This window comes from Stenotrophomonas sp. ISL-67 (assembly GCF_018612915.1).
Taxonomy (GTDB): Bacteria; Pseudomonadota; Gammaproteobacteria; order Xanthomonadales; family Xanthomonadaceae; genus Stenotrophomonas.
The window spans coordinates 14,972-40,532 of the sequence record NZ_JAGGRL010000012.1 but is presented as its reverse complement, the minus strand read 5'-3'; the positions used below and the strand labels follow the sequence as shown (position 1 = coordinate 40,532).

14 protein-coding genes are annotated in these 25,561 nt (G+C 67.5%); 4 read left to right on the top strand and 10 right to left on the bottom strand.

Going from position 1 to position 25,561, the window contains the following annotated elements; genetic code table 11:
- Positions 1-14 precede the first annotated feature (14 nt).
- Positions 15-1,442: a DcaP family trimeric outer membrane transporter gene (locus J7J08_RS12605; RefSeq protein ID WP_214906070.1), complete on the bottom strand. Its 1,428-nt coding sequence runs from the start codon at positions 1,440-1,442 to the stop codon at positions 15-17.
- A gap of 359 nt (positions 1,443-1,801) precedes the next feature.
- On the opposite strand from J7J08_RS12605, the gene acs reads away from it, so the two are divergent.
- The 3 genes from acs (at position 1,802) to mntP (ending at position 5,251) form a co-directional block, all read left to right on the top strand.
- Entirely contained in the window at positions 1,802-3,745 is a 1,944-nt protein-coding gene (acs, locus tag J7J08_RS12600) for an acetate--CoA ligase (protein ID WP_214906067.1), read from the top strand.
- Between the two features lie 122 nt (positions 3,746-3,867).
- Positions 3,868-4,533 (top strand): response regulator transcription factor, encoded by a 666-nt coding sequence (locus J7J08_RS12595; RefSeq protein WP_214906063.1) that lies wholly within the window; start codon positions 3,868-3,870, stop codon positions 4,531-4,533.
- 139 nt (positions 4,534-4,672) lie between these two features.
- Positions 4,673-5,251: a manganese efflux pump MntP gene (gene mntP, locus J7J08_RS12590; protein ID WP_214906060.1), complete on the top strand. Its 579-nt coding sequence runs from the start codon at positions 4,673-4,675 to the stop codon at positions 5,249-5,251.
- A gap of 39 nt (positions 5,252-5,290) precedes the next feature.
- On the opposite strand, the gene J7J08_RS12585 is transcribed toward mntP, so the two are convergent.
- Together J7J08_RS12585 and J7J08_RS12580 are read right to left on the bottom strand one after the other, a co-directional pair.
- Entirely contained in the window at positions 5,291-6,421 is a 1,131-nt protein-coding gene (locus tag J7J08_RS12585; RefSeq protein WP_214906057.1) for a hypothetical protein, read from the bottom strand.
- Positions 6,422-6,496: 75 nt separating this feature from the next.
- Complete coding sequence (locus J7J08_RS12580; RefSeq protein ID WP_214906286.1) at positions 6,497-9,943, bottom strand: PAS domain-containing hybrid sensor histidine kinase/response regulator; 3,447 nt, start codon at positions 9,941-9,943, stop codon at positions 6,497-6,499.
- A gap of 167 nt (positions 9,944-10,110) precedes the next feature.
- Here J7J08_RS12580 and J7J08_RS12575 point away from each other — a divergent pair, with 167 nt between their 5' ends.
- Positions 10,111-10,845, top strand: a complete 735-nt coding sequence (locus tag J7J08_RS12575) for a hypothetical protein (protein ID WP_214906054.1) — start codon at positions 10,111-10,113, stop codon at positions 10,843-10,845.
- Positions 10,846-10,857: 12 nt separating this feature from the next.
- Here J7J08_RS12575 and J7J08_RS12570 read toward each other — a convergent pair whose 3' ends face one another.
- The 7 genes from J7J08_RS12570 to J7J08_RS12540 form a co-directional block, all read right to left on the bottom strand.
- Complete coding sequence (locus J7J08_RS12570) at positions 10,858-13,005, bottom strand: S46 family peptidase (RefSeq protein ID WP_214906051.1); 2,148 nt, start codon at positions 13,003-13,005, stop codon at positions 10,858-10,860.
- A 398-nt stretch (positions 13,006-13,403) separates the two neighbouring features.
- Positions 13,404-13,730: a SymE family type I addiction module toxin gene (locus J7J08_RS12565; protein ID WP_214906049.1), complete on the bottom strand. Its 327-nt coding sequence runs from the start codon at positions 13,728-13,730 to the stop codon at positions 13,404-13,406.
- A 760-nt stretch (positions 13,731-14,490) separates the two neighbouring features.
- Complete coding sequence (locus tag J7J08_RS12560; protein ID WP_214906047.1) at positions 14,491-18,330, bottom strand: translocation/assembly module TamB domain-containing protein; 3,840 nt, start codon at positions 18,328-18,330, stop codon at positions 14,491-14,493.
- Positions 18,327-20,111 (bottom strand): autotransporter assembly complex family protein, encoded by a 1,785-nt coding sequence (locus J7J08_RS12555; protein WP_214906044.1) that lies wholly within the window; start codon positions 20,109-20,111, stop codon positions 18,327-18,329. Before J7J08_RS12555 ends, J7J08_RS12560 begins: the two co-directional genes overlap by 4 nt.
- 77 nt (positions 20,112-20,188) lie before the next feature.
- Positions 20,189-20,701, bottom strand: a complete 513-nt coding sequence (locus J7J08_RS12550) for a hypothetical protein (protein WP_214906042.1) — start codon at positions 20,699-20,701, stop codon at positions 20,189-20,191.
- Positions 20,702-20,744: 43 nt separating this feature from the next.
- Positions 20,745-21,272, bottom strand: a complete 528-nt coding sequence (locus J7J08_RS12545; protein WP_214906039.1) for a hypothetical protein — start codon at positions 21,270-21,272, stop codon at positions 20,745-20,747.
- 85 nt (positions 21,273-21,357) lie between these two features.
- Positions 21,358-25,560 carry a hypothetical protein gene (locus J7J08_RS12540; RefSeq protein ID WP_214906035.1) on the bottom strand — a complete coding sequence of 1,401 codons (4,203 nt, stop codon included), beginning with the start codon at positions 25,558-25,560 and terminating at the stop codon, positions 21,358-21,360.
- Between the last annotated feature and the right edge of the window lies 1 nt (position 25,561).

Genomic DNA, 25,561 nt, shown 5'->3' with positions numbered 1-25,561 from the left:
ATTCGTTTTAATGGTTAAAAACTGTACTTCGTGGTGAATTGCACGCGGTTGATGTCGCCCTTGCGGCCGTCTTCGATCTCGCGTACGCCGTACATGTACTCCGCGCCGATATCGACCTTGGGCATCGGCGTGTAGAAGACGTTGCCGCGGATGCTCTGCACGCTCTTGGTGACCAACGGGCCGAGCACGCTGTCGTTGTCGTAATCGCTGCGTGCGTAGATCAGGTTGGTGCGCAGCTTCGGGGTGAAGGCGTGGCGCCAGCCGACATAGCCGGCCAGCACGCCGGTTGGGTTGAGTTCGTCCTGCGCCACGTCGTAGGCGGTGTCGGCGGTGACGCCGAGACCGACATAACGCGCAATGCCTTCACCACCGCTGACCTGGTAGTGCAGCTGGTCGCTGCCGCCCATCACCCACTTGCCGCCCAGGGTCAGGCCGCCGCCGATCTTGTCTGCGTCGGCGCCGGTGGCCTGGTTGTCGACCTTGAGCTGGCGCACGATACCGCCGACACCGAAGGTGCCCCAATCGCCCTTCCAGCCATACCGCAGGGTCAGGTCCGGCAGCGAGCCGCGGTCGCTGTTGCTGGCCACGTTGGTCCACGCCCCGGTGACCGGGTTGCGGGTACCGGTGAGCGTGGTGGTTTCCGGGTTTTCCAGCGCGACGCTGAAGCCGCCGTTGGTGTAGCGGATCTGCGCCTGGCGGACGAACAGCACGCCGTCGGTGGGACCGACGAAGTCGGCCGCTTCCGGCAGCGAGGCCGCGTCCATGAAGTTCGACCAGGTCTGGCCAGCCATCCAGTTGTTCCAATACATGTACGCATGGCGCAGGGTCACGCCGTAGGTATTGGTGGCAGTCTGGTTGCCCAGCGAGTTGCCGAAGAAGTCCATCTCGAAGAACGCGCCGGACTTGTTGCCGGCATCGCTGACGTTGTCGATGCCCAGGTTGAAGCGTGAGAACTTGGCATGGGCGTTGTAGTCAACGTCCGAACGCTCGCCGCTGCCGCCGGCACCGGCCACCGGCGTCTGGCCCGGCAGGTACAGCGCGCGGCCGGTGGCGTCGTCGGCCAGCTGGCCATCGCCGGTCTGGGTGGCCAGGAAGTCGGCCTTGATGAAGCCGCCGATCTTGACCGTGGTACCCGGCGCGGCGCCCGGGGTGATGGTGGTGACCTGGATCGGCTGCTTGCCGGCAGGCACGGTGGCACCGGCAGGCTGTTGGGCCTGTACCGTCCTCACCGCCGTCACGTCGGTCTGCGCCTGGCTGATCTGGGTCTGTTGCTGCTGGGTGGTGGACAGCAGCAGCTGCACCTGGCGTTCCAGTTCGGCAACGCGCGCTTCCAGCTGCTTCTCCTTGGCGGTTTCGGCAAACGCCATGCCAGGCGCTATCAACGCGACCAACAGGCAGGTCGCCAACGGCTTGCGCATGGTCTTCAACATACGGGTACTCATGTTGCCCTCTCTCCCGGGTGGCAAAGTGATCGCCGCGTGTGGGGTCACGGTCCAGCCGAGCGTGCGGCCGGTTGACGCACCTGGGCTATTGGCAATTGGTCGTATCCGCCCCGCCGGGGCGGATACCTGGACGCCAAAGGCGGACAGCAGATGCCGCAGGCAGCTGAGTAGGTACCGACCGTTGGTCGGTACGCGCCGGTCCGATAGGGTGCAGCCACGCAGGGCGTGGCTCTGCGCTTTACTACGAAGGTCTAAGCAGTTGCATACCGCGCGAGGCGGTGGATGCGGCACACTGGGCAGGAACAATCGCGGGTTATGCTGCGATCGCACAACCCAGTCCTAGTGCAAGTGAGGGTGCCATGGCCGATCTTTACCCCGTCAAGGCGGACGTTGCCGCCAAGGCGCGCATTGACAAGAACACCTACCAGCAGCTCTACCGCGAATCGGTGGACAACCCCGACGCGTTCTGGGGCAAGGCCGCCGAGCGGCTGGACTGGTACAAAAAGCCGTCAACGATCCGCAACGTCAGCTACCAGCTCGACGATTTCCGCATCAAGTGGTTCGAGGATGGCGAGCTCAACGCCAGCGTGAACTGCCTGGACCGCCAGCTTGAACAGCGCGGCGACAAGGTCGCCCTGCTGTTCGAACCGGACAGCCCGGATGCACCGGCCCAGGGCGTGACCTATCGCGAGCTGTATGAGCGCACCTGCCGGCTCGGCAACGCGTTGCGCAACCTGGGCGTCAAGAAGGGCGACCGGGTCACCATCTACCTGCCGATGATCGTCGACGCCGCCGTGGCCATGCTGGCCTGCGCGCGTATCGGTGCGATCCACTCGGTGGTGTTCGGCGGCTTCGCGCCGAACTCGATTGCCGACCGCGTGATCGACTGCGGCAGCAAGCTGATCATCACCGCCGACGAAGGCCTGCGCGGCGGCCGCAGGATTCCGCTGAAGGCCAACGTGGATGCCGCGCTGAAGCTGCCCGGCACCACCACGGTGGAAACCGTGCTGGTGGTGCGCCATACCGGCGGCGCGGTGGACATGCAGGCCCCGCGCGACCGCTGGTTCCACGATGTGGTGGACCCGCAGCCGGCGCAGTGCGAACCGGAACGGATGAACGCGGAAGATCCGCTGTTCATCCTCTACACCTCCGGTTCCACCGGCAAGCCCAAGGGCGTGCTGCACACCACCGGCGGTTACCTGCTGTACGCGGCCTACACCCATGAGGCGGTGTTCGACCTGCGCGAAGAGGACATCTACTGGTGCACCGCCGACGTCGGCTGGGTCACCGGGCACAGCTACATCGTGTACGGGCCGCTGGCCAACGGCGCCACCTCGCTGATGTTCGAAGGCGTGCCGAACTACCCGGACACCTCGCGTTTCTGGCAGGTGATCGACAAGCACCAGGTCAGCATCTTCTACACCGCGCCCACCGCGATCCGCGCGTTGATGCGCGAAGGCGATGCGCCGGTCAAACGCACCTCGCGTGCCTCGCTGCGCCTGCTGGGCAGCGTCGGCGAGCCGATCAATCCGGAAGCCTGGCGCTGGTACTACGACGTGGTCGGCGATGGCCGCTGCCCGATCGTGGATACCTGGTGGCAGACCGAAACCGGCGGCATCCTGATTTCGCCGCTGCCTGGCGCCATCGATCTCAAGCCGGGTTCGGCCACCCTGCCCTTCTTCGGCGTGCAGCCGGCGCTGGTCAATGCCGATGGCGAGATCAAGGACGGTGCCACCGAGGGCAACCTGATCATCCGCGATTCGTGGCCGGGCCAGATGCGCACCGTCTATGGCGACCACCAGCGCTTCATCGACACCTACTTCCGCACCTACCCGGGCAGCTACTTCACCGGCGACGGCTGCCGTCGCGATGAAGACGGCTACTACTGGATCACCGGTCGTGTCGACGACGTGATCAACGTGTCTGGTCACCGCATCGGTACGGCCGAAGTGGAAAGCGCGCTGGTCTCCCACCCGAAGGTGGCCGAGGCGGCCGTGGTCGGCTTCCCGCACGACATCAAGGGCCAGGGCATCTATGCCTACGTGACCCTGGTGGCGGACGAGACGCCCAGCGATGAACTGCAGAAAGAGCTGGTGGCGTGGGTGCGCAAGGAGATCGGTCCGATCGCCTCGCCGGACCACCTGCAGTGGGCGCCAGGCCTGCCGAAGACGCGCTCGGGCAAGATCATGCGCCGCATCCTGCGCAAGATCGCCGAGAACGCGCCCGACCAGCTTGGTGACACCTCGACGCTGGCTGATCCTTCCGTGGTGGCCTCGCTGGTCGAAGAGCGTAAAGTGAAGTAACGCTCTGGACGGCGCAGGAAAGCGCCTCGGGGCCGCCCGCGTTGGAGGGCGCTGGCGGCCACTGGATTCTGTTCCTGCGCGTGAGTGCGATGCCCGATGATTCCTTCCATCCCCCGGATTCCATGACAACCCTGCTGATTGCCGATGACCACCCCCTGTTCCGCGAAGCGCTGCGCGGCGCGGTACAGCGGGTGATGCCGGGCGTGCAGCTGTTTGAAGCCGACAGCGTGGAAGCGCTGTACCAGCTGGCCGACCAGCATGCCGATGCCGACCTGGTCCTGATGGACCTCAACATGCCCGGTGCGCAGGGTTTCAACGCGCTGGTGCATATGCGGGCACTGCACCCGCAGCTCCCTGTCGTGGTGGTGTCCGCGCGCGAAGAGCCCACCGTGATGCGGCGCGCGCTGGATCATGGCGCGTTCGGGTTCATTCCCAAGTCGGCCGACTCGGACACCATCGGCCATGCGCTGGGCACGATCCTCGATGGCGAAACCTGGGCCCCGCCGGAAGCGCACAACGTGCCGCCGACCGGGCGTGAGGAGCGCGAGGTGGGCCAGCGCCTGCGCGAGCTCACCCCGCAGCAGTTCCGGGTGCTGCAGATGCTCGGTGCCGGGCGGCTCAACAAGCAGATCGCGTATGACCTCAATGTGTCCGAGGCGACGATCAAAGCCCATGTGACCGCGATCCTGCGCAAGCTGGGCGTCACCAACCGCACCCAGGCGGTGTTGATGGCCGGCAAGCTGACACTGGATGACGAGCCGTTGGTGTTGCCGCCGGAAGAGGATTGAAGCGGTAACGCCGTAGGCGTTATAGCCGCAGCTATACATTCCAGCATTCCCTGCGCAATTCGCCGGTTTGGGCGGTGAACCGCAATCCCGGTGCTAAGCTTCGCGTCCCCTGCGGCAGCCGGTTTCCCGCTGAGTTCCGATGTCCCCGATTTCGATGTTGCTGATCGGCTTTGCCATGTCCACCGATGCGTTCGCCGCAGCGGTCGGCAAAGGCGCGGCCATGCGCAAGCCCCGCTTCGCCGATGCCCTGCGCGCCGGCCTCATCTTCGGTGTCATCGAAGGCATCACACCGGTCATCGGCTGGCTGCTCGGCCGCGCTGCCTCCTCCTACGTGGAAGCGTTCGACCACTGGATCGCGTTCGTGCTGCTGGGTGCGCTGGGCGTGCACATGATCATCAACGGGGTGCGGCCGGACAAGGAAGCGGCCGATGAAGACCCCGGCCGACATCACGGCTTCTGGCACCTGGCCGTCACCGGTTTCGCCACCAGCATCGATGCGATGGCCGTGGGCGTGGGCCTGGCCTTCCTGGATGTGCATATCGGCGTGATGGCCGCGGTGATCGGGCTGTGCACGCTGGTGATGGTCACCGGCGGCATCATGCTGGGCCGGGTACTGGGCCAGTTGGTCGGCAAGCGTGCCGAGATCATCGGCGGTGTGATCCTGATCATCGTGGGCAGTGCGATCCTGTACGAACATCTCAGCGGCGCGGTGGGCTGAATGCTTGCCGGGCAGGGCGCGGCACGCACACTGCCGGCGTCACGTGCGGGGCCGGTGGTAGTCGACGATGTCCACCAGCTCGTGCCCGCCCTGCCCTTTACGGTGCAGCAGCCGCCACGCGTTGCGGCCCGGGCTCTGCCGCCCTTCCCAGTGGATGTCGTTGGCCTGGTAATGCTCGCCGTGGTAGCGGACCGGATGACCACAGGGACGGTTGGCGGCGAGGTCATCCTCGATCCGGTTCAGTTCCCGCCAGGTGCGGCTGTCGGCGGCCAACCCCAGGAGCTTGGCGCGCAGCAGCGGGCCGCGGCAGACCTTGCTGCGGGCCTGGCCGACTGATGCCACCACCTCCGCTGCCGGCGTCGCACTGCCACTGGCCGTGCGTTGCGTGAAGGGTGGCGGTGCCGCGCGCGGTGCGCCGTGCTGGCCGGTCGAACGCCGGTTGGTCACTTCCACCAGCGGGCCGACCTCGAAGGGCGATGGATGCGCACACACCCGCATTTCGCCATGGGATTCATTGGTGGTGAACGACTGCGCACCGTGCAGGGTTTCGTTGGCCAGGTCCACCCGCAGGTACGGGCAGCGCAGCCTGCGCAATACCGTGCCGGCGGTTACGCCCTTCTGGCTTAGCCCGTCTGCAATCGCGCTGCCCTGCTCCGCATGGGCGGCAACCAGATAACAAGCCGTGGCGCTGAGCCTGCTCAACAGGACGATGCCGCGCTCGCCGCAGTGGGTCAGGTAGAAGTGACGGATGACGCCGGCCATGAGCGGATTCGGCGATACCTCGCGACTGTGGCAGTAGGCGTTGAACTGGGTGATCATCCGGCCGAACTCCCGTTCAAGCTGGCCAGCGAGCGATTTCAGCGCGTCCAGGTCATCCACGCTGGTACCCACCTCGTGCAGCCGCTGGCGCACGGCCGGGTAATCGACCAGCGCACGCTCATGTGGCTGCAACTGCGCCATCGCCCTGCCCGGATCCAGGTAGCGCTGCACATTGGTCCAACCAATTGCCAACCAGCCACCGACCAGCGCGTCCGGAACGAGGTTGGTGCAACCGCGGAACGCCAGTGAGACCGCTGCGCCGGCCCCTGCACCCACGCTGCAAGCCAGCGGGACCGCCCATGCGGAATGCAGCGGGGTGGCGAAAATGGAGCGCAACGAGGGAAGGGGCACGGCAGCTCCGCAGCGAAAGAAACGGCTGCGCAGCATAGACATCGCGACGGCGCGGCAGTCGCGCGCCTGTCGGCTTCAACCTTTCAAGGTCAAGTGTGCGGCCAGGTAGGCACGCAACGACGCCGGCTTGATCGGCTTGGTCAGCAGGCGGTAGCCACGCTCGCGCGCCATGCGCTTGAGCTCGTCGCGGCCATCGGCGGTAAGCAGTGCCCCGGGGATGTCGCGCCCAGCGCGCTCGCGCAGCGCCACCAGCGTATCCAACCCATCCAGGCGGTCATGCAGGTGGTAATCCACCAGCATCACATCCGGCTGTGCCTGCACTTCTTCCAGTGCCTGGTCCACGGTGCTGGCGGTGATCACCTGCACCTGCCAGCGGCCCAGCAGCGCGCGCATGCCATCGAGGATTTCCTGGTCGTTGTCCACGCACAGCACGCGCATGCCGGCCAGCGAATCGGTGCGGGTGCTGTGCTCGGGCACGGTCGCCGGCGCATCACTGGGCGGCAGCTCGGGCACCTGCGCACGCGGCAGCAGGATCGAAAACATGCTGCCGCTGCCTACCCGGCTGCGCGCGTTGAGGCGGTGGTCGAGCAGGCGCGAGATGCGCTGGCAGATCGACAAGCCCAGGCCCAGCCCCTGCTCGCCCCAGTCGAATGGCTGCTGGTAGCGATGGAATTCGTTGAAGATCTGCTGCATGTGGTGCTCCGGAATGCCGGGCCCGGTGTCCCACACCTGCAGCTCGACCTCGTCGCAGCGATGGCGCACCGCCAGCACGATGCGGCCCTGGCGGGTGTAACGCAGCGCGTTGGCCAGGAAGTTCTGCAGCACCCGGCGCAGCAGGCGGCGGTCGCTACGCACCCACGCCGGCCGCGCGAACAGGTCCAGGCGCAGGCCGCGTCCAGCGGCTACCGGCGAGTACTGTGCGGCCAGTTCGCGCATCAACAGGCTCACGTCGAAATCGCCGATCACCGGGTGCAGGCCGCCGGCATCCAGCCGCGACACGTCCAGCAGCCCGTCCAGCAGTTCTTCGGCGGCACGCAGCGAGGCGTCCACGCGTTCGGCCAGGTGGCGCTGCTCGTCGTTGTTGTGGTGGCTGTCGCGCAGCGCCGAGGCGAACAGGCGCGCCGCATTCAGTGGCTGCAGCACGTCGTGGCTGATCGCGGCCAGGAAGCGGGTCTTGGACTGCTGCGCCACTTCGGCTTCGTGCGAGCGTTCGGCGACGCGCTGCTCCAGGGTCTCATTGGCCTCCAGCAGCGCGGTTTCCGCGTGCTTGTAATCGGTGATGTCGTTGTAGCTGGTGACGTAGCCACCGCCGGGCAGCGCCTGCCCGCGCATCTCGATCACCCGGCCATCGCTGCGGGTGCGCTCGAAGATGTGCGGTGAACCGGCGCGCATGTAGCCGATGCGGCGGTTGATCTGCACGTCGATGTCACCTTCGCCCAGCTCGCCACGTTCGGCGTTGTAGCGGATCAGGTCGGCGACCGGGCGGCCCACGTACAGCATGCCGTCGGGGTAGCCGAACATCTGCTGGTAGCGGCGGTTCCAGGCGGTCAGGCGCATCTCCGGATCGACCACGCTGACCCCGGCGCTGATGTTTTCCAGCGTGGTGGACAGAATCTCGCGGTTGAAGCGCAGTTCCTGGCCCGCTTCGTCGAGCACCGCCACCACTTCGCCCAGGTCCATGCCCGAACCCCGCAGCAGGCTGGTCAGCAGCAGGCGTGCGGACGCGGCACCGATCGAGGCGGCCAACAGGCGTTCGGTGAACTGCACCCAGGCACGATCGGCGGCGGCCGAAGCCTGCAGCTCGCGGCCCAGCGACTGCGCCTGTTCGAAGAACGAACGCCGCGCATGGCGGTCGCCGACCACGCGCGAGGCCAGCGCCAGCAGGTCGCCCACGTGCACATGGCCCGGCCAGGCACCGGCCACCGACGGGCGCTCCGCATACGGGTCCAGGAAGGGAGCGGCGCGCAGGCGCTCGTCCACGCCCGGGCGCCAGCGCACCGACACCAGCAGCATCGCGCCGGCATTCACCAGCAGCGACCAGAACGTACCGTGGGTGAGCGGGTCCCAGCCAGTCATGCCGAACAGGCGCTGCGGCTGCAGCCAGACGATGCCGAACGGGCCGTCGCTCAGCCACTGGGCATCCATCCAGCCGGCGTGGGTCAGTGCCGGCAGCAGCAGCGTGTAGATCCAGGTGCCGAAGCCGAGCAGGATGCCGGTTTCCACGCCACGACGGCTGGCCCCGCGCCAGTACAGGCCGCCGATCAGGCCCGGCGCGAACTGCGCCACGGCCGCGAACGCCATCAGCCCGTACGACGCCAGCGTGCTGTCGTTGCTGCTGCCACGGTAGTAGCCGTATGCAGCCAGCGCCAGCAGCAGGATCGCCATGCGGCGGATCCACAGCACCCGCGAGGCGACGTCGGCCCCTTCCTGGTGGTCGCCACTGCGGCGCAGCAGCACCGGCATCACCAGGTCATTGCTGACCATGGTGGCCAGCGCGATGGAAGACACGATCACCATGCCGGTGGCGGCCGAGAACCCGCCCACGTAAGCCACCAGTGCCAGGAATTTGCGCCCCTCGGCCAGCGGCAGGGCCAGCACCATGCTGTCGTCGGCGATGCTGCCGCCGGTGCCGAACAGGGTCACGCCGGCGGTGGCGATCGGAATCACCATCGCCGAAATCACGATCAGGTAGCCGCCGAACATCCAGCGCGCGCGGCGCACATCGCGCACGTCACCGCATTCGACCACCGCCACGTGGAACTGGCGCGGCAGGCATACGATGGCGAGGAAACTGAGCAGGGTCTGCGAGATGAAGCCCACCGGCGGCAATCCGGTGAACAGCGTATGCGCACTGCGCACCACGGTTTCGCCGCGGTCGGCCAGCCACAGGTAGGCGAACAGGCCCAGTGCCACCATGGCGATCAGCTTGATCATCGATTCCAGCGCGATGGCCAGCATCATGCCGTGGTGGTGCTCGGTGGCGTCGACCTGGCGGGTGCCGAACAAGGTGGCGAACAGCGCCATCAGCAGCGCCACGTACAGCGCCGGGTCGCTGAACCAGCCGGTCGGGCCGACGCTGCCGGTCAGCACCTGAAGGCTCATCGCCACGGCTTTGTATTGCAGCGCCAGGTAGGGAACGATGCCGATCAGCGCGATCACCGCCACCAGCGCGGCCAGGCGGCGCGAGCGGCCGAAGCGCGAGGAGATGAAGTCGGCGATGGAGACCACGTTCTGGCTGCGCGCGATCAGCGCCAGGCGCTCGATGATGCGCCAGCCGAACAGCAGCAGCAGCAGCGGGCCCAGGTAGATGGGCAGGTAGCCGATGCCATTGCGCACCGCCGTGCCCACCGCGCCGTAGAACGTCCACGACGAGCAGTACACCGCCAGTGCCAGGCTGTAGACCACCGGGCGCAGCCACGGGCGGTTGGGGTACATCGGCCGGCGGTCGCCCCACCAGGCCACGCCGAACAGCAATGCGGCGTAGGCCACCGACACCAGTAGCAGGATCCAGCTGGAGACCACAGGCATGTTTCCGCAAGCGCAACCGGCAGTGTAGCGGTTGGATGAACCCGGTGCGGCAGCCCCCGGCTCGAACCGGGCGCAACCGACAGTGGGGCGTCGTGGTTGCCGCTTGTCGCACGGGCCAAGGCCGGGCAGCGTGAAGGGACCTACCCGCTGCCGAGTCCGCCATGCCCGTTGCCACCGCCGTCCCGGATGCACTGACCCCGATGCTGCGCCATCGCCTGGAAACCTCGCTGCCGCCGCAGCAACGTTCCCTTATCTGCAACGCCCTGAACAACCTGCTGCACTCGGTCAGGAACGTCCCGGCCGTCACCCGGACCCCGCCGCCATCGGATCGGACCAGCGACTGGCCGATGGCCCAGAACTACCTGCGCCTGGTGACGCCGGTGCCGGGGTCACAGGCGGGGCCGTTCAGCGCCGACGAACAGCGCACCGTACACCTGGTGCACTACCTGCACGAAGTGGAAACGGCAACGCCGCTGGAGGTCAGCGCAGACCCGGCCGTGCAGCGACCGGAAAGTCAGATCCATGCCCACCTGCGGCAGGAGCTGCGCCGCGAATTCCAGTTGCTGCCCTGCGAGCTGCCACTGACCTGGCGGGAACTGGCCATCTGCGACATCGCCGCCAAACTGTTGGCGAGCGCCCTCCGGCTGGGGTTCCAGCCCACCGAGGTGCGGGTGGTGGGCGCGCAGGAACTGCCGCCCGAGGCCGGCCGTCACCGGGGCGGACTGAGACTGAACCTGGCGGCGTGGCACGCCGCGGCGCCGCCACCACCTGCACTGGATGCCTCTCCCGATCCCAACGTCTGGGACCCGGACAACCCGCTGGGCAACGGGCTGGATCTGCTGCGCGCGCGCCTGCAGATGGACTGGACCGGCCTGACGCCGCTGCCGCGGCACTGAGCGGCGGCCGGTTTACTCGGCCGGCACGCCCATTTCCTGCAGCAGCTCCGGTGCCGGGTAGACCTTGGCCAGCAGCCAGCGCAGGTAGCGCATGTCCACGTGCACGGCGCGCTTGAAGCGCGGGTCGAACCACCAGCTGGCACTGACCGATTCCCAGTTGCTGTCGAAGTTCAGCCCGATCAGCTCGCCGCGTGCATTGAGCACCGGCGAGCCGGAGTTGCCGCCGGTGGTGTCCAGGTTGGTCAGGAAGTTGACCGTCTGGGTCTTCAGCACCGGGTCGGCGGTGCTGCCGAAATCGCCCTTGGCGATCGCCGCCAGCAGCGGCTTGGGCGCATCGAACGGGAACGCATTGGTGTTCTTTTCCACGATGCCGGCCACGGTGGTGACCGGATCGAAGTGCACCGCGTCGCGTGGCGAGAGTGCTTCGACCTTGCCGTAGCTGATGCGCAGGGTGCGGTTGGCATCCGGGTACACCGCGCGGCCCTGCTTGGCACGCCAGGCAAACAGCGCCTGCATGTAGGCCGGGCGCAGGCGCAGCTGCTCGCCTTCACGGGTCTTGCGCTGGTCTTCCAGGCGCAGTTGCGCGGCCACCAGCGGGCCGGCCAGGTCGATCAGCGGGTCGTGTGCCAGTGCGTTGCCGTCCTTCGCCGCAGCGAAGCGGCTCAGGCGCTCGGCTTCGTCGCCGAGGCGGGTGCCGGTGTACAGCGCGTCCAGCGCCTTGGCCAGCGCCTCCGGGGTGCGCCCGAACGCGGCGTCGAATTCGGGCACGCGCTGTGCGTCGGGCAGCTGCTGGTAGCGGGTCAGCAGGTGGGTCAGCAGCGCCTTTTCGACGTCGGGCGCATAGCGGCGCTGGACCTGCTTGAGCGTGCCTTCGATCAACGCCTGGTCGCGCTGCTGGTAGCCACTCTCGCGCTCGGCATCGGGCTTGGCCGATTCGATGCGCAGGCGTTCCAGCAGCAGCGCCGAACGCAGCAGCTGGCTCTGCCCAGCCACCTGTTCCAGCACGAAATCGCGCTCGCCCATCGCTGCGCCCTGCGACAGCGAACCCAGCAGCGCCTGGATATCCGGCTGCCAGGTCGCATCGGTGGCCTTCAGCATCGCGGCCTCGTCGGTGGCGCGCTGGGTCTTGGCATCGCTGCGCAGCAGCCCTTCCAGCTCACCGGCGGCGCGCTTGCGGTTGTTCTTCAGCGACTGCAGCTGCGCGGCATAGCGGGTACGCGCCTGCGCGTCCTTGGCAGTGGTCGCCTCGATGGTGTCGATCATCTGCTGGAACACCGCCACCCGGCGCGGCAGCACCGCATCGATCTGGCCGGCGAACTCGGCCGCCGTACGGTGCCGGTAGGTGATGCCCGGGTAGCCGGCCAGCATCGCGTAATCGCCGGTCCTGGGGCCATCGGTGGCCATCTTCAGGTGCGCCGGCGGGTGGTAGGGAACGTTGTCCGGGCTGTAGGCGGCCGGCTTGCCATCCTTGCCCACGTAAGCACGCAGCAGGGTGAAATCGCCGGTGTGGCGCGGCCACATGAAGTTGTCGATCTCATCGCCGTAGTTGCCGATCGCGCGCGGCGGCGCGTACACCAGCCGCACATCGCTCAGTTCCAGCTGGCGGATGCGGTAGAAATCGGTCCCGTAGTACATGTCGGCCACGCTGCAGCGCACGTTGCCTTCCTGCTCGCACTCGGCCACCAGCCGCTTGCTGGCCTGGTCCACCGCGTCGAAGTAGGCGCGCCCGGTCTTGCCGCGCGCATCGCGCAGCACCTCATCGGTGACCTTGTCGAAGCCGGTGGTGACCAGCACCCGGAAATCCGGGTTGGAGGGGCGCTCATCGCTGCGGCCCTGCGCGATGAAGCCGCCATCGATCAGGTTGTGCTCGGGCGTGCTGTTGTACTGGATCACGCCCATGGCCACGTGGTGGTTGGTCAGCAGCAGGCCGTCTTCGGATACGAACGAGCCAGTACCACCCCCGGCCCGCACCACGGCGCTCAGCGGCGCGGCGGTCACATTGGCCAGGTCGGCCGGGTTGCCCTTGAAGCCGGCCGCCTTCAGCGGCTTGGCCAGGTCCGGCAGCTGGGTGGGCATCCACATGCCTTCGTCGGCAAGGGCGCCGGCGGCGAGGGTAAGGCCAAGGGCCAGGGCGGCGGTCAGGGGCTTGCGTGCGGGCATGGGTGCATCCGGTACGGCGGAACGAGGGGGCACCTTAGCCACTGGGGCCGCGTGGGGCAACGCCCGATGGTCAGGGGGGGCGGCGGCTTGGTAGCGCCGGGCAGAGCCCGGCTGCTTCGGTAGGGTTGGTTCCCAAACAACCGCCGATCCTGTGCGCGATTGCATTGACGCATGGACCTGTGCAATTTCGCGTGCGGCGGAGGCGTGATGCCGATGATTGCAATGCCTAACCGGGCGCGGTGACTGCATCGGCGGTCGGGATGCGACCCTACCGGGTAGGTTCGTTCTTGAACGACCGCCGATGGCGTCTGCGATTCTTGTAATGCATGGCACAGTGCAATCGCACGTTCGGCGAAGAGGCGATGCCCGTGAGTCAATGACGCGGATGGTTGCGTCGTTTACCAGCGCGGTCGCGTGCGAGCGCGCGTGGATTCCTGCGTGGGCAGATACCACCCTGGGCGACAGGCCACCCTCACCACCGGTTTTACGTTGCGCAGCAGCAGGCAGCCCGGCGCGATGTGCACGCTCAGGCACGTGCCGGTTTCGATGCCTGCGGTGGTCAACCACATGCCGCGCAGGTGCAGGGAGGGGATCAAGAGTTCGCCGGGTTCCGGCTCGCGGTCGTCCTGGCGCAGGGCTCCAACGAGCACGCTGCGTGGCGTGCGCCAGTGGTAGATGACGCGGGACGGGGTGCCAGCGGACGAATCACGTTTGTGGTCATGCATGGTGAGCCTCTCCTGGATGTCTCCCTCGCCGGAATGGCGAGGGAGTCGGGAGGTTGATAGCCGTGCAGCTGGGAACGGTGCGACGTATTTCCGCGAGGGTGTTGTATTTCGTCACCCTCCCGACGTATTACATCCATCTTCTCAACTGCGGAGCTATCAAACTCCTTGGACCCACCATGCGGACTCCGCGACCATAGCGGAATTAGTTTGTTTCTGTTGAATCGCGCGATTCGGAAGACGGCGTCTACCGCTGCGTCGGGTATGACCCGAAACAGACCGCAACGCATTGGGCGCCAAGCGGATGACGAAATGTGATGCGCGCCTCAACGCTGCTCGTTCGACGCGTTGACGGACGATGATGGTGAGCTTCGTCGGTGCCGCTTTCGGCACGCGATGCGCCGGTAGGGTTGGCTCCCAAACAACCGCCGACCTTGTGCGTGATTGCTTTGACGCATGGACCTGTGCAACCGCACGTGCGACGGAGGCGTGATGCCGATGGTTGCAATGCCTTACCCGGCGCGGCGGCTACGTCGGCGGTCGATTGGGATGCGACCCTACCGCTTGGCGGCGGCGGCGTCGGCGGTGGTGCTCTTCCGCGTCCTGCGGCCGCACCACTTGTGCATCCATGCACGTCGTCGGTTGGGATGCGACCCTACCGGTGTCGGATTCTGCGTCGCGTGGACGATGCAGGCGTGATGTCGATCATTGTTGGCAGCCAGGCAGGGCCTGGCTCTACCGGTGTCCGGGCTGGGGCCCGGATCTACTTTTCTCTTCGCCAGTTGACGGAGCCGCGGTTTTCCACCGTGCTGGATTCGATTTCGAGGTCGAAGCCGCGGCTCAGCAGGTACTTCAGCGTCAGTACCGAGCCGCTGCCGACCAGCGAGACGCCGTAACCCACGTACAGCTTGGGCGAGATGAACTTGCCCACGCCGATCACCGAGCCGCCCAGCGCGCGTGACTGGCTCACGCCAGCGTCGTCCAGGCCGAGCCGGGCACCCAGCTGCGAGGCGAGCAGGCCGCTGCCGGCCGACAACGCCGCCGAGGCCGCGTTGACCTGCTGGGTCTGGTCGCTGCTGGCGCCGGTCAGGCTGCGCCCCAACACCAGGAACGCCAGCGCTTCGGACTGCGACATCGACGGGTCCGACCACACATCCACGCGCGGCGACTGCGCGCGCCCGGTCACGTCGATGCCGGCGGTGACATCGCCCACCCGGCGTTCGGCACGGATGTTGATGCGTGGGTCGGACACCGCGTTGAAGTTCCAGTTGAGGTTGCCGCGGGTGATCGTCAGGTCCTGGCCGTAGGCCTTGTAGCGGCCGCTGACTTCCAACGCGCCGTTGGCGGTCATCTCCCGGCCCGGCCGCGACCACACCTGCATCTTGCCGCCCAGACCGCCCTTCAGGCCAAAACCGGCCATGCGCACGTTGTCGCCCAGGCTCACGGTGAGGTCCATGTCCAGCGGCAGGCTCGGGCCTTCCTCCGGGTCGGCCGGGTCCAGCACCACTACGTCTTCCGATACCGAGGTGCCGCGATCCAGGCGCTCCAGGTCCAGGTCGGCTTCGGGTACGTGCACCGTGCCGCGCAGCTGCATGGCGGCCTTGGCCAGGGTGAAGTCGAGGTTGGGGTTGGCGACGATGCGCAGTTCCGGCGTGTTGGACAGCAGCACGTTCTCGCCATGGATATGCAGCTGCAGCGGCTGCGCGTCGCCGAACCACGACAGCCCACCATCGACGAACAACGTGCCCTTGCCCGAGTTGGCCTGTGCGCTGATCTTGGCCGAGCCGTCCGGCTGTGCGGTGAAGCTGCCGCTGCCCTGGTCGAAGGTCAGGCCCAATGCGGGGAACTCACCCTTGAAATTGCTCAGCTTGGCTTCGCCGCCCAACGATGGCGTGCCGCGCGTACCGCGCAGGCTCACATGGCCTTCGATCAAGCCGGTGGGGCGCACGATGTCCGGCGAGAACAGTTCCAGCCAGTACAGCCGCGACATGTTGAGGTACAGCTCGCCGTTGAGCGGCGCATTGGAATCCCAACCGGTCTGCACCTTGGCGTCGACGAAGCCGTTGCCCTGGAAGCCGACACCGAGCTTGGCGTTGATCTGCGCCGGGGTCATTTCCAGCGTGGCCGAGAACTGGTCGTAGCGCACCAGTTCGCCACGCGCGTTGTCGCCGAGGCGGATGCCGCCTTCCAACGAGGCGATTTTGGCGCTGCCTTCCCAGGCGTTGCCGCGCGGACGGATCTGCCCATCCAGGGTGATTTCGCCGCGCAGGTGCAGGCGGCGCCCGGATTGCGGCGGCAGCCAGGGCTGCACCAGTGCCAGCGGCAGCGCGTCGCCGCGTACCAGCAGGCCGTCGCGCGGCCAGTTGGCGCTGGCGCACAGGGCGCCACCGGTTGCCGCACCCAGGCAGGTGTCGGTAAGCGTGAAGCTGCTGCCCTGGATGCCGAACGTAGCCGGTGCGCGCAGTGTCCATGGATCGCCCTTGACCGGCGCTATCCGCAGCGCGGCAAGCTCGCCGCGCCACGCGCTGCCCTGCTGGCGTACCCCACCCTGCAGCGCCACCGCGCCAAGTTCATTCTTCGCCTGCGCATCCAGGCGCAGGTTGGACAGGCTGCCGGTTGCATCCACGTTGAGCGTGTCCAGCAGCATGCCGGCCTGCACCTTGGTGCCCTGCAGCGCCAACGTGCCGTTGTTTCCCTGCCACGGCAGGCGGCCACGGATGCTGAGTGTTTCGGCGCTGTAATCGGCGTAGCGCAGGCCACTGCCGACCAGGTCGGCGGTGATGTCGGGCGCGGTACGTGGCCCGCGCACCTGCACCTGGCCGCGCAGCGTGCCGGTGCTGCCGGGCATCAGGTCGTCCAGCTGCACAGGATCAAGCTGGGCATGTACGTCCAGGCGGTCGCCCACGCTGCCACGCGCGGTCAGGCGGCTGTTGCCCACCGCCAGGCGCACGTGGCCTTCGCCTTGTTGCCCACGCAGTGCGAAGCGGCCCTGCGCATCCACGCGGCGGTCGCGCAGCATGCCGTTGATGCCGGGCACGTCCACGGTGGCTTCGTAGATGCCGGCGGTACCGGCCGGGCTGCCCGCCGGGGGCGGCAGCTGACGGCCCTTGGAGGCCACGGCGCCGGACAGGCGGCCATCCCAACCGGGCACGAAGTAGCCGGGGTCGAACGCAGCCAGCTTCGCGGCCACGTCCCAGTCCAGCTGCGGTGCCCACGCCACCCGGCCCGTCACGTCCAGCGCGCCACCCGGGGTCTTGGCCTGCAGCTGTTTGATCTGTGCAGCGGTGTCGCTGCCGCGCACGTCGAACTGCAGGTCGGCCGATTGCTGCTCACGCTCCACCGAGGCCTTGCCGACCGCTGCCCATGCCTTGAGCGTACCGGCCAGGCCCATGCGCGCTTCCTTCAGCGTCACCGGCACCGGCCTGGCTGCACCCGGTGTGGTGGGGTCGGCTTCGGGCACGAAGGTAAGGTCGTTGGCGACGATGGAGAAGCGCAGGCTGGCGTTCTCGCGGTCACGGAAATCGGCGGTTCCCTGCAGGCGCGCCTGGCCACCGAAGCCCTTCACCACCAGCGGCGACACGGTCAGCACCTGGTCGGCCAGGCCGACGTTGGATGGCGCCAGTTCCACCGCCAGGTCGCCCTGCTGGATCCGGCCCTGCAGGTTGGCCTGCCCGCCCTTGCCGGTGGCCTGGAAATCCAGCGACAACGGCGTGCTGGTGCTGGCATCCATCCCCGGCACCAGCAGCGCCAGGTCCAGTTCCGTGCTGCGCGCACTGGCCTTCCAGACCGGATCGTCGCGGCCTTCGAACACCAGGCTGGCCTGCAGCGGTGCAGGCGCATGTCCGGCCAGCGCGATCTCCATGCGGTCCAGGTCGCCACGGGCGACCAGGCCAAGCCGCGCCGGCGTGCGCCCGCGCGGCGCAGGCAGCACCGCGCCGATGGTGATGTCGGTGGAATAGTTGTTGCGCGGCACGTAGCGGCCGTCCACGCGGAAATCGCCGAGATCGCTGTCCACCTTGAGCTGGCGTGCGCGGAACTCGCCGTTGGCGATCTCCAGGCCGCCGCGCAGCTTGGCGATGTCGATCACCGGTTCCTGCGCCTGGGTGATGCGGAACCCATCGATAATGATGGTGTCGGCCTGGATCGCCAGCGGCATTTCAATCTGCGGCAGCGAGCCGGGCCACGACGGCATCTCGAACGGTTCATCGCTCTTGGCCAGGTTCAGCGTGGCGTTCTTGATCTGCAGCGCATCCAGCCGCAGTTTGCGGCCGAGCAGCGGGCGGATATCCGGATCGAGATACGCGCGCTCGGCGGTGAAATGGATATCGTCGTAGCGGAAATCCAGGTGGTGCAGCACCAGCGGCCCGGCCACCGGGCCGTCCACCCTGCTCCAGGTGAGCGTGGCGCCGGCGGGGAGCCGCGCCACCACCTGCGCCAGCAGTACATCACGCCCCGCCACGGTCTGCAGCAGCCAGTACACCAGCAGCAGCGCCAGCAGTACCAGGCCAAGAATGGTGAACCCGGACCACGCCCAGAAGCGGCGCTTGCGGTAAAAACGCACGCGCGGCGGCGGGGTGTGCGGGGCCGGGGTCGGCGTGCTCACAGGTCCGCTCCCACGCTCAGGTACAGCTGGAACTTCGAATCCGGGTTGTTGAGGCCGTGCGCGATATCCACGCGCACCGGACCGACCGGCGATTTCCAGCGCATGCCCACGCCCACGCCGGTATGCAGGTCAATGGTGTTGTCGAAGGCGCTGCCGGTGTCGACGAACACCGCGCCGCCCCACGGGCCGCCCTTGAAGTAGTGCTCGTACTCGGCCGAGGCGGTCACCAGGTTTTTGGCGCCCAGCGCGAACCTGTCCGGCGGCGGTGTGCGCGGCCCGACCTCACGGAACGCGTAACCGCGGATGCTGCGGTCGCCACCGGCGAAGAAGCGCAGGCTGGGCGGCATCGCCACCAGGTCGCTGGTCCAGGTAGTGCCGCCTTCGCCGCGCAGGATCAGGCGGTCGGCATCGCCGATCGGGATGAACCAGCGCAGCATCATGCTGGCCTGCACGAAGCTGGTATCCGAGCCAGCCCCTTCAATGCCACCACGCAGGGTTGCGCTGCCACTGATGCCGCTGCGCGGCGCCAGGCGGTCGTCGACATTCACGTAGTCGGCCACCAGCTGCGGGTACACCAGCGTGGAGGTGTTGTAGATCGCGTCGGTGAATTCGGTACCCGATGCATAGCGCCAGCGCTCGCGCAGGGCGTTGATCGAGGCGATCGCGGTCCAGTTTTCGTTGATCTCGCCGCTGCGGCTGCCGATCAGCTTGAAGTTGCGCAGGTCGATGTAGTCGGTCTGTTCGTCGTAGGCGCTGGCGGTAAGTCCGTACCAGCCATCCAGCCACTTGAACGCCGGCACCCGGTAGGTGGTGACCAGGCTTTTGCGCTTCTGCGCATAGTCCAGCTGGGTGTTCATCTTGTGGCCGCGGCTGTTGAGGAAGCGCCGCTCCAGGCCGCCGCGCACACCTGCGCCGCTTTCGCTGCCGTAGCTGAGACCCGCCGTGTAGATGCTGCGCTTGGCGCGGGTCAGGGTGACGTCCACCGGTACGTTGCCGTTTTCGTCGGCCTGGTCCGGCAGCGGCTGGATGTCGATCACGCTGAAGTAATCGAGCTTGGTCAGCGATTCACGCAGGCGGTCCAGCTTGCCTTCGTGGAAGTAGCTGCCCTTCTCCCAGTACACCAGTGGATCGAACAGACGCTCCACGAAGTAGTCCTGGTGGAAACGGATGTCACCCATGTTGTAGCGGCGGCCGCTGTCCCAGGTGAGGTCGATGTCGGCCGCATTCTCGGCACGGGTAATTTCCACCCGGCGCTGGGTGAAATCGGCATCGAAGTAGCCGCGCTCGGCCAGGCGCCGGGTGATGGTGACCCGGCTGGCGTCGTAGAGCGTGTGCTCGAAGCGCTGGCCCTTGCGCGGCCGGAAATTTTCCAGGTCTTCCTGCAGGTACTGGTCCAGCTGCGCCGGTCCGGTGATGTCGATGTTCTCGCGCCGCACCACGGTCGGCGGCCCGCGCTCGACATGGATGATCACGTGCAGGTCGTCGCCCTCGCGCGGGCTTTCCACGGTGATCACCGGGTTGTAGAAGCCGAATGGCTCCAGCGCGCGGCGGGTCTGGCGCTCGGCCTGCGACAACAGGTATTCCAGCCGCGACTCGCCCTGGGGCGCGCCGATGGTGTCATACAGCGACAGCGAGACCTCGATGTTCTCGATGATCTCGGCGTCGTCATCCCTGTCCAACCCGGTGATGTCCACCTTCCCGATGGTGCCGCGCGCGTGCGCGGTCGAGGCAATGGCCAGCGACAGGAACAGGAGAGGCAGGAGGTATTTCAATGGCGGCATGGGCACAGGATAGCGGGATCGTGCCAAAAACGAAGCCTGCGAGCGCCTTGCGACAGGCGTCGAACATCACGCGATATTCACACCGGTGGCAGTTGGGCCAGGAATGCCTGCCAGTCCATGGGATCTGACACGGAGATTTCATACGGACCGCCGGCGGCCATCCCGGACTCGATGCTGATGCGGAAGAACACGGGCGCGGCCTGCGCCGGCACGCAGGCATAGTAACAATCGCCACAGCCGTCGTTGTTGTACATCCCAAACACCTGCACATCCTCGCGCAGCGCGAGATTGACCATGTACGGCTCAACGCCCTCCTCGTGGTCGGCCGTGGCCACCCGTCGTTGTATGGGCCCGGCGTCATCGTCGCCTTCAAGGAATCCCTGCTCCAGATACGCCGCCAGGGTTGCCGCGATCCGGGAGCGGAAAGCGTCACGGGCCAGCGGCATGTCGACGCTTCCGAAGTGCAGGAAATCCCCTTCCCGGGTTGCCAGCACCTGCTCGAAGGCCTCCCCCAGGGTGGGGGAGGCTGCGTCGCCCGCAGCCGTCGCGCGCGGCGGAGAGGAAGGACGGCCGGCGCCGTTGATGATCATCGCACCCTCTCGGTGTCCGATCTTGTTCTCACTGCAGTCCTGGTCACCCGAACTGGTCGACAAAGGCCTGCCAGTCGCGCGGCGGCGACACGAATATTTCATATACGCCGGTGTCCCTGCCCGATTCGATGCAGAGAGTGAAGAAACGTAACCGGCCCTGCGCGTCCTCCGGATCGGGCTGGCAGACGAAGTAGCTGTCGGCGCCACCTTGGGTGTTGCGCATGCCGATCACCTGCACACCCGGTTGCAGGGTCAGGTTGATGGCATCCCATGCCACGCCGTCGCGCGAGGTCGCCTGTTCACGCAGCAGCGTTACCGGGGCGGCCTGGTAGCTGTCCTCAGGCAGCCAGCCCTGCGCCAAGTAGCCGCCGGGTCCCATCAGGTCCTCGGTGAGGAGGCGGCGGTCATGGGCCTCAAAGTTCAGGTCAGGATCCCGCAGCGTTGAGAGCATGTGCTCCTGTGCAGCGGAAAGCAGTGACGTTTCTGGCCCGGCAATGCCCACGCGAGGGCGCGGATGAGGGGAGCCGAGTAGGTTCAGCGGGGTACCGGGACCGTTCCGTTCGATCTGCATGTTTTTCTTCCAAGGGTATCGGCACGACGGTGCGGGTGCGGCGATGATCGCCGTTGATGCACTGCCCAAGTGTGAACAGTACGTGTTAGAAGCCTTCATCCTCCACCGACGTCGGCAGCCACAGGCGCGGTACCGGCAGGTCCGAAGCACGTGGCGGATTGCGCAGCAGCTCGGCCTCGGCCGCCTCGCGACGCTGCGGGTTGGCCTTGTCCAGCAACGCGCTGTGGATCCCGGCACGTACCGTGTCGATCTCCTCACCGGCCGCTTCCCATTGCACCCGGGTGCGCTGCAGTTCGCGCTCGACCATCATGCCAACCCGCCATTCGGTACGTTCGGGATTGTCCATGAAGTGGTAGTAGACCCGCGTCTGCAGGTTGGGCAGAACGTCCATCAGATCGGTCAGGCGCCGGTCGCAACTGGTGGCGCAGGGGTGCATATCCGACATCAGCGCCATCTGGCCTGTGAGCCCTCCCTCGGGCGTGTTGACCGGCGCGCGCAATGGCGTGGCCAATGCAGGCGCAGCGGCCGCCATCGCATCAAACCATCTGTCGATCACCTTGCCCTCGCTGCAGGAGCGTATCTCGAACACGCGATAGGCACCCGGGGTGAGCTCGCGCAGGTTCGATGGCAGCGGCTGCGCATCGCCGAGCAGCTTCTGCATCGACTCGGGCAGTGCGCTGTGCGGCATTGCCGCCAGGTCCGCATCGTCTAGATCGGCCAGCCTGACCCAGCCGGGCGTTCCTTCCGCGTCCGTCGGGCCGACCCGTGCACGCAGGTCGTCCTCGGAGAGCTCGACCCGTCCCGAGCTGCGGGCGCGTTCGCTGCTGGTGGTGAGCAGGTCGGCACCCATCGCATAGTCGGCACGGAAGCGATCGTTGGGTGGAATCGGGGTTTCGGTGCGTTGCTTGCCCTTGCCCTTGTAGGTTTTCTCCACCTGGTCGTCGGCCACGAATACGCGTCGGACCGGTGTGTTGCCCAGATACCCTTTGCCTTTCATCCACGCCACCGGCGGCCCGCTGTACGCGCCGCCCTGCAGCGGGAAATCCTGCAGCGGCAGCGGTGCGCCATTGAAGCGCAGGTCCTCCAGCGCGTAGGACACGAAGTTCTTGACCCGGAAATTGCGCTCGTGCATCAGGTCCATTGTCGCCAGCTCGGCAATCCGCGCCAGTTTGGTTTCGGACAGCGTCTGGCCCTGCGCCTGCAGCGCGCGCCTTTCGGCCTTCAACGCTTCGGATTCGAGCTGCAGCGCGTGGATGCCGGCGTATTCCCGCTCGGCGCGCTGATGGAGCTGGTAGAGCTCCGCGTTGACCGCGTCACGGGTGGCAACCTCCTCCGTGGTCAATGACACGGCGGCAGGCGGGTCGCACCCGTCCACGCCGCGCCTGACCCGGACCCCGGGCATCCGCGGCAGCGTACACACGCGCATCAGCGGGGTCTGCTTCATGTGGTCGACCACCGCGCGGCGCAGCCCCTCCGGGGTGGACAGCTGCTGCCGCTCGGCCGCGTTCAACTGCTCGAAGACGCCCTCCTGCCAGCTCTGCACCCGGTTGCCGCTGCCAGCGGAAGCGGGAATGTAGGGCCGGCCATCGGCAGCGAATGCCAATTGGCCGGCAACGCCGTCCTGCGAGGCGCGGCGGAACACCAGCATGGCTGCGTCCGTGGTGGTGTCGGCGGCGATGCTCCAGGCGCGCCCCGGCACGATGTCCTGCAGGTGGCTGCCCAGCTCCTGCACTTCAGACAGCGAGCGGATGCGCCCGCTCACCACCGCTTCGCGCTGCTGTCGCCGCGAGCGGTTGCCGAGCACGTCGGCCACCTTGGCTGCGGTCTGCTGCGGGAACAGCCAGGATTCGGCGTGCTGCTTGAGTTCGCGGTCGCCGTTCACCAGCGCTTCGGCCTCGGCCCGGGTCAGCGCCGGGTAGTGCTTGACCAGGTTGTCTGCCGCTGCCGGCAGGCGGTGCTGCATCGCCGCCCAGCGCTGCCAGCTCTGCAGGCTCTGCGCGGGAACAGCGGCAACGGTGCGCCCCAGTGCATTGCGCACCGCCGCCATCAGCTGCTCGGGGGTGGCGCCGTCGTCCAATCCCAGCCGCTCGATCAGCGCCTGCTCGTCGGCCGCCTCGACCAGCGTTTCCAGGGTTGGCAGCGTGCGCGCATCCTCGGTGAGTACGCGCAGGCCGACCGGCCCGGTGCCGAAGCGCGCCACCCGCGTCCAGTCGCCGACGTCCTCGATGTAGGTTTCCACACTGCGTCCGTTGCCCAGCGCGCGCGTATCGGCCCACGCCCGCAGGATCACCGCTTCGTCGCCGGGCAGGCCCAGCGTCTCGGGCGCATCGCAGATCTGCTGGATCCGCGCCTTCATGGTCAGCTCGCGCACGGTCTGCAGCAGGTCGGTGTCCGGGCGCTGCTTGAGGGTCACGAAGCCGAATACCGCCTCGATTTCGTCCAGCTTCGCCGGCGGCAGCACGCCGGCTTCGGGCACGGCCTTGACCCAGTCTGGCGTGTCCAGGTCCGGCAACGGCGTGGTGCCGCCACGCACCGCCGGCCGCTGGTCCATGCGCCGCCACTGGCCGTGCTGGTAGCGGACCGGTGCACCCGCCGCGCTGGCGTCGCGCGGATCGCGCAGGCGACGGATGCCGTGCGGGTCCAACCAGGTCTCCACGAAGGCGCCGCCGTGCTGCAGGTACTCGCGCCCGTTCTGCAGGTACAGCGTGCCGCCGCCGCGCGCATCACGGGTCAGCATCGGCACCTCGTCCAGCGCCGACCGTGGCACGGCCAGCGCGTCGGTGAGCGCGCCGCTACGGTCGAACCCACGGCCCTGCGCCTTCCACTGCACCAGCGCCTGCGCGGCCTCGGTGGGCGTTCGCAGTGCGCCGCGCCCCAAGCGGAACAGCATCGCCGGGACCGCGCTCACCTGGGCGATGTCCACGGCGTCGAGCAACCCCCCGCCGAACTCAAGGATGGCGCCGTTCACGTTGCCGCGTTCCATCAAATCCAGGCCTTCCTGGATGCTGGCCCACACATGCGCCAGCGAACCTGCCGCGCACAGGGCGGCACCGGCACCGGCGCTGGCCAATGTGCACACTGCACCAACGCTGATCGCGCCGATCACCTTGAGGGTCTCGACCAACTGTTCCCGCGGGCTCACCGTCTTTTCGTCCACATCGCTGATGCGCGCGGCGATCAAGGCGGCGGCGGCGGCCTGCGGGCCGCGCGTGAGCGTAAAGCCGACCGGAATACCGCGGCTGGACGCGGTGTGTTCGAACATCGCCGCCAGGTCGGGGTGGTGCCGGTACTGCGCACGCGCGCGGACGTAGCCTTCCGCTTCGGGTTGACGCAACCAGTCGCCGAACGCGCGCTCATCCAGCACGCGATCACCCTGCGCGGTATCGGGCAGGAACACGTAGCGCCCGCGCGGCGTGCGGATCGCCCACAGCCCGACGATCGCATGGCCCTTGAGCGAGACGCCGTGCAGCGACGATGCCCGTGCACCGTCCGGGTCCAGGCTGGCGTGCGCCGCCGTCAGCGCGGCGTGGGTGGCCGCATCCAGCGCACCGTCCTGCCGCGCCACCTCGATCATCCAGGCGGTGCGCGCCCGGATCTGGTTGCCCAGCACGGCGGCGAAGGCCTGCCCGTCGGTCGTATCAGGCAACGCGTGCAGGTGGGCGAGGTAGGCCTCGGCCAGGCGGTTGCTGTCGGCGAAGGATTCCAGCTCGACGCAGATCGCGCGGCGCAACGCGGGGTCCTGCAACGCCTGACTCACCACGGCGTCCTCGCTCACCTGGTCCTGTGCGTCACGCCGGTAGGCGGTGAGTTTCATCGCGTCGACCGTGTCATCGTCCAGCCACGGCGCCGCGTCCAGCCGCGTGTTCGGCATGCCCGCCGCATCCGGCGAGAAGACCGGCAGGTTGATCGGCATCGCATCGGGGTGCAGCCCATGGCGCTGCCAGCCGCTGGTGGCCCAGTCGGTCAGGTCCATTTCCTGCCCGCCCAGCCGCAGCCGTATCTGGTCCGGATCAATGCTCTCCGGCGCGCCGCGCCAGCCCGCGCGACGCAACGCTTCAGCCATGGCCACGCCAACGGTGGGCTTGGCGTGTTGGCGCAAGGTCTGCAGCGCAGTGTCCTGTTTCTGTTGATACGCCTTTTCGGCAGCAAGGTTGGCGATGCCCAGCGGGCTCCAGCGCAGCAGATTTCGGTCCAGGCGCTCCTGCGCCAGCGCCTGCCCATGCGCCACCAGCGCGTAGGCCCACTGCTGGCGTGCGCCTTCGGCCTGGTCTACCCGGGCGAATTCCAAC

What these genes read in the sequence shown, in the direction of transcription:
- J7J08_RS12605 (WP_214906070.1), bottom strand. Translation starts at nt 1,442, where the DNA reads ATGAGTACCCGTATGTTGAAGACCATGCGCAAGCCGTTGGCGACCTGC.
- J7J08_RS12550 (WP_214906042.1), bottom strand. Translation starts at nt 20,701, where the DNA reads ATGATCATCAACGGCGCCGGCCGTCCTTCCTCTCCGCCGCGCGCGACG.
- J7J08_RS12545 (WP_214906039.1), bottom strand. Translation starts at nt 21,272, where the DNA reads ATGCAGATCGAACGGAACGGTCCCGGTACCCCGCTGAACCTACTCGGC.
- J7J08_RS12570 (WP_214906051.1), bottom strand. Translation starts at nt 13,005, where the DNA reads ATGCCCGCACGCAAGCCCCTGACCGCCGCCCTGGCCCTTGGCCTTACC.
- mntP (WP_214906060.1), top strand. Translation starts at nt 4,673, where the DNA reads ATGTCCCCGATTTCGATGTTGCTGATCGGCTTTGCCATGTCCACCGAT.
- acs (WP_214906067.1), top strand. Translation starts at nt 1,802, where the DNA reads ATGGCCGATCTTTACCCCGTCAAGGCGGACGTTGCCGCCAAGGCGCGC.
- J7J08_RS12555 (WP_214906044.1), bottom strand. Translation starts at nt 20,111, where the DNA reads ATGCCGCCATTGAAATACCTCCTGCCTCTCCTGTTCCTGTCGCTGGCC.
- J7J08_RS12575 (WP_214906054.1), top strand. Translation starts at nt 10,111, where the DNA reads ATGCCCGTTGCCACCGCCGTCCCGGATGCACTGACCCCGATGCTGCGC.
- J7J08_RS12565 (WP_214906049.1), bottom strand. Translation starts at nt 13,730, where the DNA reads ATGCATGACCACAAACGTGATTCGTCCGCTGGCACCCCGTCCCGCGTC.
- J7J08_RS12595 (WP_214906063.1), top strand. Translation starts at nt 3,868, where the DNA reads ATGACAACCCTGCTGATTGCCGATGACCACCCCCTGTTCCGCGAAGCG.